This window comes from Wolbachia endosymbiont of Drosophila seguyi, from assembly GCF_028981765.1.
GTDB lineage: Bacteria > Pseudomonadota > Alphaproteobacteria > Rickettsiales > Anaplasmataceae > Wolbachia > Wolbachia pipientis.
Map to the genome: position 1 here is coordinate 1 of NZ_JAPQLM010000192.1, position 7,817 is coordinate 7,817.

Annotated in this window: 6 protein-coding genes; all 6 read right to left on the reverse strand. The window is 36.9% G+C overall.

The features are described 5' to 3' along the window. Positions 1-16 precede the first annotated feature (16 nt). The 6 genes from OZD62_RS05650 to OZD62_RS05675 all read right to left on the reverse strand — a co-directional run bounded on the left by OZD62_RS05650 (position 17) and on the right by OZD62_RS05675 (position 7,387). Positions 17-394 carry a DUF2163 domain-containing protein gene (locus OZD62_RS05650; RefSeq protein WP_275019626.1) on the reverse strand — a complete coding sequence of 126 codons (378 nt, stop codon included), beginning with the start codon at positions 392-394 and terminating at the stop codon, positions 17-19. Positions 395-830: 436 nt separating this feature from the next. After that, positions 831-2,810 carry a WD0745 family porin gene (locus OZD62_RS05655; protein ID WP_010962806.1) on the reverse strand — a complete coding sequence of 660 codons (1,980 nt, stop codon included), beginning with the start codon at positions 2,808-2,810 and terminating at the stop codon, positions 831-833. Between the two features lie 179 nt (positions 2,811-2,989). Beyond that, positions 2,990-3,838 (reverse strand): 3'-5' exonuclease, encoded by an 849-nt coding sequence (locus OZD62_RS05660; protein ID WP_051955838.1) that lies wholly within the window; start codon positions 3,836-3,838, stop codon positions 2,990-2,992. After that, entirely contained in the window at positions 3,831-4,715 is an 885-nt protein-coding gene (era, locus tag OZD62_RS05665; protein WP_010082484.1) for a GTPase Era, read from the reverse strand. The genes OZD62_RS05660 and era overlap by 8 nt, the downstream gene beginning before the upstream one ends. Before the next feature lie 250 nt (positions 4,716-4,965). Beyond that, a complete protein-coding gene (cydB, locus tag OZD62_RS05670) occupies positions 4,966-5,988 on the reverse strand; it encodes a cytochrome d ubiquinol oxidase subunit II (RefSeq protein ID WP_275019627.1) in 1,023 nt (340 codons plus the stop codon). Further along, positions 5,981-7,387, reverse strand: coding sequence for a cytochrome ubiquinol oxidase subunit I (locus tag OZD62_RS05675; protein WP_274979195.1), 1,407 nt, complete (start codon positions 7,385-7,387; stop codon positions 5,981-5,983). The genes cydB and OZD62_RS05675 overlap by 8 nt, the downstream gene beginning before the upstream one ends. Between the last annotated feature and the right edge of the window lie 430 nt (positions 7,388-7,817).

Genomic DNA, 7,817 nt, shown 5'->3' on the forward strand with positions numbered 1-7,817 from the left:
CTAGCTATGAGTAGGGTTATGTTAAAGAGGGAATATGCTTGAATTTACTAGTTTCCGGACAACCTCTCATTGTTCCCTGGGTCAAGTCTTTATAATTCACAAGAAATATTTCAATATTTGCAAAGTCATACTTTCCTGATAAAACATCTTCTTCTTTAATATCAGCACTATTTAATATCCCTTCAATTTCTAGATTATCAGTTTTCAAATCGCTGTTTAATATTATACTACTGGCTGTAAATCCACTTGAAGATTTATAGAGTATATTATCAATATTTAAATCTTCATCATAGTCAGTGAATCCCATTACTTCTCCACCTGCGAGCTTTAATTTCCAGCACGTAGCGGTGGTAAGTAATTCTCCAGCTAAATGATTTTTTAGTGTGGTTTGCATAGGGGCCTCCTGCTTAATTGATTAAATTTGAAAGTAGCTATACGGCCAGTAGAATAAGGGCAGTGTGTTCTTTTCTCATCATCTAAGTAGCCATAAAGCGTCATTCCGGTGACCATAGGGTGTCATTCCAGTGCTTGACACTGGAATCCAGGAAATTTTGCTTGTAAGTAAGCAAACTGATTTGGTGAGCATAAAAAGTGGCTGATCTTATGCTGAATAAACGCTTTTGATGAAGTTGCATGGAAAGCTGGATCCCAGTGTCTGGGCACTGGGATGACATCCTTCTTGGTGGAGTGTCCTCAAATCACAATGTTCGTACAGTTGTGTGTCACGCACTGGGATGACAGGAGAGAGGACACCATATGTTTATTTGATCGACAAATAAACACTAACAGACAAGAATACACCACAGTTAACTGTGGTGTGTACTGGCTGGTTAGAAAGAAAACTTCACACCAGTAAGAAGGAGAATTCCTTGGTTAGAAGGTACATCAGCATCAGACTCATCTTTCAGCTTACCTGTTTCGTTAGTCATAAAATAATGGAGAGCTGCGTAAGGAACAAATTTGCTCTTACTGCATGCAGGAGACAGATCATATTGAACGCCAAGTGCACCATCATGAAGCATATCTTTGTCATTCATTCTGCTGCCAAAATACGTCAAACTTGTGTAGATATTCTCATGTTGATACCCAGCTCCTACAGTCCAATACATGGTATCTATACTATCTTTACCAAATTGAGCTTTCAGCCCTTCCACTCTTTTGCCATCAGTAGCATCTTTACTATCAATTTCCGTGTAGGTATCACCAATTAGTTTTTTAATACCCTTCGGTTGACCAGATTTGCCCAAGTATGCAAAAGAGGCAGCAAACTTTACGCCTTGATCTTCATTAATCTTATAATCAGCGCTTACACCAAAATTAACACCCATCAGGTCATTATACTCCACAAATTCCTTATAAAGATGCTTATCTTTACTTGGTTGCTTTGGAAAGCCATATTCACCAACTGCAGAAGTTTTAACTTTTATGTTATGTTTATCAAAGTCATATTCATATGATGCACCAGCACTTACTATGTGCTCATAGTCTGGGCCGACATGCTTTATCGTTTCCTTATGTTCTATCTTACCGCCTTTATCTTCTGAAACTGTTTCTTTTACAGTAAACAAACCACTATCATAACGAGGTGAGTAGCTGATACCAAATCTTGCGCCCATATAATTTGGTGAGTAGTAAGCAACTCTAAATGGCAGTGTAGTCATAACGCCTTTGTTATATTTCCCTGCCATGCGGAAAGAGAATTTTTCACTTTCACTCGAAAAACTTTCAGTGTAAAGACGTGGTGTTACATAAAATGGAAAGCTAGCAGCGCTTCCTTCTAAGTTCACTTTTCTGAACCAGTCACTATCTGCAGCTCCGTCAACAGTCGCAATTCTTGTTGCATCAAGCCTCATCAGAGCCTCAGGACCAAATTGGTAACCAAGCTTCACGTCACCATATTTTGAGTTAACAAACACATGCGCACTTCTCCCTTTTGCAGCATAAACACCCTGTGAAGCTCCCTTACCTTCGGTCACTGGAACATGAAACTGCACGTCAGCACCATAAAGAAGACCTAAATCTTCATTCTTATTTTCTGCTCTGAGGTGCAATATTGCATCAGCAATCATACCCATATCGTTGCTGTAATCACCAATATTTCCTATTCCTTCATAGAATATTGGATTTGCTCCTCTTGTTATATCTGGAGTGGCATTATAATACTCTGTAGATCTGTTTGGCATAACGTTATAACGTTTATAATCTGCGCCACTTGGTCCAGCTTTGCCATAACCTTGAGCATCAACAACACCACCAAAAGTTATTCTTAAATTACTTTGCCCTTGATTGGTATCGATAATATCAACTCCACCAACTGAAACAACAGGACTTGCCTTACCTTTTTCCTCTGTATTTTTGTTAACAACTTTTATATCCTTCTTTACATCTTTAGCTTCAACTTTAGCATTCTTAGTTTTAGAACGCTTAGTTTTTGAAACTTTACCTTTTTCTATATTAGAATTCTTAGCGTTTAGAGCTTTCGCTTTTGAATCCTCTATAAGCTTTGCTTTTTTCTCATTTGCTAGCCTGATCTCCTCTTTTTTCTTCTGCTCGGCTGCTAATCTTAGCTCCTCTTTTTTCTTAAGCTCTTCAGCTTTTTTTCTTGGATCAGCATTACATATTCTGTCCATCTTTTCTTTCAGTTTTTTATTTGATGTTTTCATAACTTCCACTTTTCCAGAAGTTTTTGTGCTCTCTTGCTTTTTTATTTCCTTCATACTCTCATCAGGAAAGTCAGCTGCAAAACTGCTGAAAGAACATAAAGTTAATAAAGAAACTAGAGCAGTTCTAGTATACATAGACTTTTTCATGAAGTGCCCCCAAAAAATTTCGAAATCATATCTTAAATGTAAATAGTATAAAAATGTTGAAAATTCAACTTAAAGCAACCTTATAACGAAAATAAAAGTAAAATGCAATACCTTAAAAGCAACTTTCTTAATATGCTCAACGTGTATATTAACCAAAATTTAGTACAGAGGTTCGCTTGTTAGTGCATTATAACTCGACTATTTATTCTATGGAAGTAAAATTTTCCACCACAAGTTATTTGCCATTCTTCTTTAAATTTCTTTAGGTATTCTTTTTTTTCGCACTCTAAAAGTAGCTCTTCCACACTTTTGTTGTAGCTTTCAGTAGTAATCCTTCCCTGATGATGCATGAACCTTAAGTAAATCAAATAAGTGTTAATTACATCTGTTTCACAATAATCTCGAATCTCTTGTATCTTGCCGCTATCGTATAAGTCCATAACTTGTGACCCATCAACTCCAATCTTACCAGGAAGATTAAATGCTGCACAAACTTCGTTCATTTTTACTCTCGCAGAAGCTCCAAAATCAGAGAGGGATTCAAGCAAATCACAATGCCAATCACTGCTATATCTCTGATTGTAACTATTCCACTTATCGCCAGCTTTATGAAAATATTCTGCTTGAATGCCATGGACCATAGCACGATACTTCAGCACTGGTATATCAAAAGTGCGTCCGTTGAACGAAACTAATCTTGGCTTTTTCTCTGATATGTAGTTAAAAAATCCTTTCACTAGCTCCTTTTCACTGGAATTTAGTGTGCCTCCAGATCTTATTTCTTGCAGTGTGAACACCTCATAACCACTCTGGTAGCTTATATTGCAAAGTAAAAAACTAATAACTACAACAAGGTGAAAAGGCTGACGCAGAAAAGAGTTCTGCCCGTTTGTTATTTCAAGATGATATTTTGTTAATGCATCCCTCTTCTCTTCTACACTACTATCATCACTAATATTGAGTAAATTTTTGCAGGAATTTACATCTGGTATAGTTTCAATATCAAATACCAATAAAGAATTAAGCATTGCCTATATACTCCTCCGGACGGTCGATCCAAGGTCGCACTTTCACAAATAAAAAGAGGTGTACCTTGCACTCAAATAATTTTTCTAGTTCAGCACGCGCTTCGATATTAATTTTTTTAATATTACTGCCATCTTTTCCTAGTACTATTTTTTTATGACTATCTTTCAACACAAATATGATCTGTTTGATGACTAAACTCTTATCTTTTTTTTCCTCAAATTGTTCAGTTATAACAGCTGTAGAGTATGGCAATTCTTCACGCAAGTTCAAGAATAATTTTTCTCTCGTAATTTCTGCTGATAAAAAATTTGTCGAGGAATCGGTTATTTGATCTTCTTCATAAAACCAGGGGCTCACCGATGCAACTTCAGACAAGTAATTCATCAAATCAGAAAGTCCATCATTCTTTAATGCTGATATCATAAAAACCTTTTCAAATTTATAAAGCAAATTCAGATGCTCATGCGCCATCTTTAATTCAGGCCTTTTTACCAAATCAGTTTTATTGATAACCAAAATGCATCTGCCTTTTGTGCGCTGCAGCCGCATAAATATAGTCTTAATTCTTTCTATATTTTTCAAATAATTGCTTACATCAACAAGCAACAAAGTGATGTCACTATCCTTAACTGCCGACCATGCAGATTTGACTAAAGCTTTTTCAAGTTTTGTTTCTGCTGAGAAAATTCCTGGGGAGTCAGTAAAGACAATTTGTGTGTTGTTGCATGTTGCAACACCCCTTATTTGCGTCCTTGTTGTTTGCACTTTAGGGGTGACAATTGCAATTTTCTTGCCTATGATGCTGTTAATTAATGTAGACTTCCCAGCATTTGGTAAGCCAGCTATGGTTACAAATAAGCATTTTTGTTCTTTCACAAAGAAAATTATAAAGAAAACTGAATGCCCGCGTCAAGCTACTTATATGACAAGAAGGATGACAGAACCCTTTTTGGTTAGCATGCAAAAAGGAAAAAAACTTATTCTACAAATTAAAAATACAATATACTCAAAAACTTTTCAGAAAATCCATAGGAGGGTTTGCTAATGAAGGCTCTTGAGTTGACGCCATTGCCTGAACGACTGCTTGATTTAAGGGTAACGTTTTAACCATAAGGTCACTAACTCCTTAATATGTGTGTTCATAATTTGATTTTCCACGAAAGACATAATAGCAATAACCAGTGTAAGTTAAAATGATTGGTAAAAGCGGTATTATAACAATGAGCATTAAAGATAAACTTGGCCCAGAAGCAGCTGCATCCAGAATGGTATATTGAAAAGGTATAATCCATGGGTAGATACTAATTCCTAAACCTAAATATCCCATAAAAAAAATAGCAATACTGAGAAAGAATGGACGGTACTCCCGTTTAGTATTCTGAAGATCAAACCACAGCATGAAAAATAGCCAAGATGTGAGTAATGGAATAGAAAATAAATAATAAAAATTTGGCGTGCTAAACCAAAAGTTTTTAATACGTTCATTTAAAAATGGTGTCACTACACTCACTAGTCCCATGAAAATACCTACAAAACCAAGCGTATAAGAAGCAACCTTGCGTGCCCATTCTTGTGTTATATTTTCTGTCTTCATTATGAGCCATGTAGAACCTAAAAGTGCATATCCAAATATCACAGCAATGCCTGTCATTACACTCAAAGCACTTGCCCAATCAAATTGGCCACCAGAAAAGTTGCGTCCGTTTACTTCTACACCATGTATAAATGCACCTAAAATCATGCCTTGGCAAAATGCAGCACCAAGTGACCCAAAATGAAAGGCATAATCCCATAATCGCCTGTATTTTCCTTCTGCCTTAAAACGAAACTCAAAGGATACTCCGCGCACTATAAGGCCAAGCAGCATAATAATGATTGGAATATAAAAAGCAGGCATTAATATTGAATATGCAAGAGGAAAAGCAGCAAACAACCCTCCACCACCCAATACCAACCATGTTTCGTTTCCATCCCAAAATGGTGCAATTGAGCTTATCATGTGATCACGGCATTTATCTGACGGTGCAAAAGGAAGTAAAATACCAATACCTAAATCAAACCCATCCATTAAAATATACAGTAAAACAGCTATGGCAATTAGTAATCCCCAGATTAGGGGTAAATTAATTAAGGAAGAAAAATCAAACATGATTGTTGTCCTTTCCAGATGTACCAGCATCAATCACTGAAGCTCCAATACCGTGTTTATAAAATTGCTCTTCTTCTTTAATGACAGGAATTCCTTTGTATATAAGTTTCAGAATATAGTAACTACCTGCTCCAAATATAAGGGTATACATAACGATAAATGCAATCAAAGACCATGCAACCTGAGGACCGGTAATCGCAGATGAAAATGATTCAATTGTGCGCATAATTCCATATACAGTGTAAGGTTGACGGCCAATTTCAGTAGTAAACCAACCTGCAAGTAACGCTATGAACCCAGACGGCATCATTGATATCCACCATCCATGTAAGAAACAACTTTGGAATAATTTGCCACGAAGATACTGTATAACACTTACTGACCCAATTATGATCATTAAAATTCCAACTCCAACCATTATACGGAAGGACCAGAATACCCATACTACAGGTGGTCTATCTTCTTTTTTCCATTCCTTTAATCCTTTTACTTCTCCTAAAAAATCATGTGTTAAGATCAAGCTGGCAAGATTAGGAATTTTTATCTCGTAGTGATTAATTTCATTTTGCTGATCCGGATAAGCAAATAAAAGTAAGCCAGCCCCTTTTTCGGTTTCCCATATACCTTCCATTGCAGCAATCTTAGCAGGTTGATGCTTTAGTGTATTTAATCCATGCCTATCTCCCATGAACAGCTGAAATGGTGCAGCTAAAGCTACCATAATGGTTGCCATACCAAGCATAATTCTTGCTTGAGGAGCATGTCGTTTTCTCCAAAGATAAAATGCTCCTACACCACCAACCACAAAAGCTGTTGTAAGATAGGCTGCTGTTACCATATGAATAAAGCGATAAGGGAAAGAAGGATTAAAAATAATCTCTAACCAATTGGTTGGATATAGGAGACCATTCTCACCAATCGTGAATCCAGCGGGTGTTTGCATCCAACTGTTGGCCGCAATAATCCAAAAAGCTGAAATAAGCGTTCCCACTGCAACAATACAAGTAGAAGCAAAGTGCATACGAGAACTTACTCTATTCCATCCAAATAGCATAATACTCAAAAAAGATGCCTCCAGAAAAAAGGCTGTTAAAACCTCAAAGGAAAATAGAGGGCCGAGAACATTGGCTATGCGGTCAGAAAAAATCGACCAATTGGTACCAAGTTGATATGACATTACAACTCCAGATACCACTCCCATGCCAAAAGCAACGGCAAAAATCTTGATCCAGAATTTATAAACATCACGGAAACGTGTATCACCAGTCTTAAGCCAACACCATTCCAAAAAGGCTAGAAAACTTGCAAGCCCGATCGTGAAAGCAGGAAATATAATGTGAAAGCCTATTGTTAAGGCAAACTGAATTCGAGCTAGCAGCACAGAACTAAATTCAAACATTTTATCCAATACCCATGTATTACAAATAATAGCCAAATCTACCTATAATTCAATCCATTTTTTCACAAAATTGACCTTACCCAGAAAAAGTAGAGAGAAAGTTAAGACGTTTTTGTCATGAGAATAAATTGTGCAGGAATACAACTGTTCTCCCTTGTCATACCGTCACGGTATCTCTAGATCCCGCTAACACGTAGCGGAATGACGAATTACTTAACCATCATTACACCGTCATACCGCGATTCATTCGCGGTATCTCTTAGCCGCTAACAAGCAGCGGGATACTTAACCATCATCTACACCGTCATACCGCGATTCATTCGCGGTATCTCAAAGCATAGATCCCGCTAACACGTAGTGGGATGACGGTTGTTGTTTAGCTATAAATATTAAGAAATTTACCAAATGAAAAAAAAGGCAAAAGAAGCCC

Bases quoted from the DNA above. Each gene is read 5' to 3' on its own strand.
- OZD62_RS05660 (WP_051955838.1), bottom strand. From the start codon at position 3,838: ATGCTTAATTCTTTATTGGTATTTGATATTGAAACTATACCAGATGTA.
- OZD62_RS05675 (WP_274979195.1), bottom strand. From the start codon at position 7,387: ATGTTTGAATTTAGTTCTGTGCTGCTAGCTCGAATTCAGTTTGCCTTA.
- cydB (WP_275019627.1), bottom strand. From the start codon at position 5,988: ATGTTTGATTTTTCTTCCTTAATTAATTTACCCCTAATCTGGGGATTA.
- OZD62_RS05650 (WP_275019626.1), bottom strand. From the start codon at position 394: ATGCAAACCACACTAAAAAATCATTTAGCTGGAGAATTACTTACCACC.
- OZD62_RS05655 (WP_010962806.1), bottom strand. From the start codon at position 2,810: ATGAAAAAGTCTATGTATACTAGAACTGCTCTAGTTTCTTTATTAACT.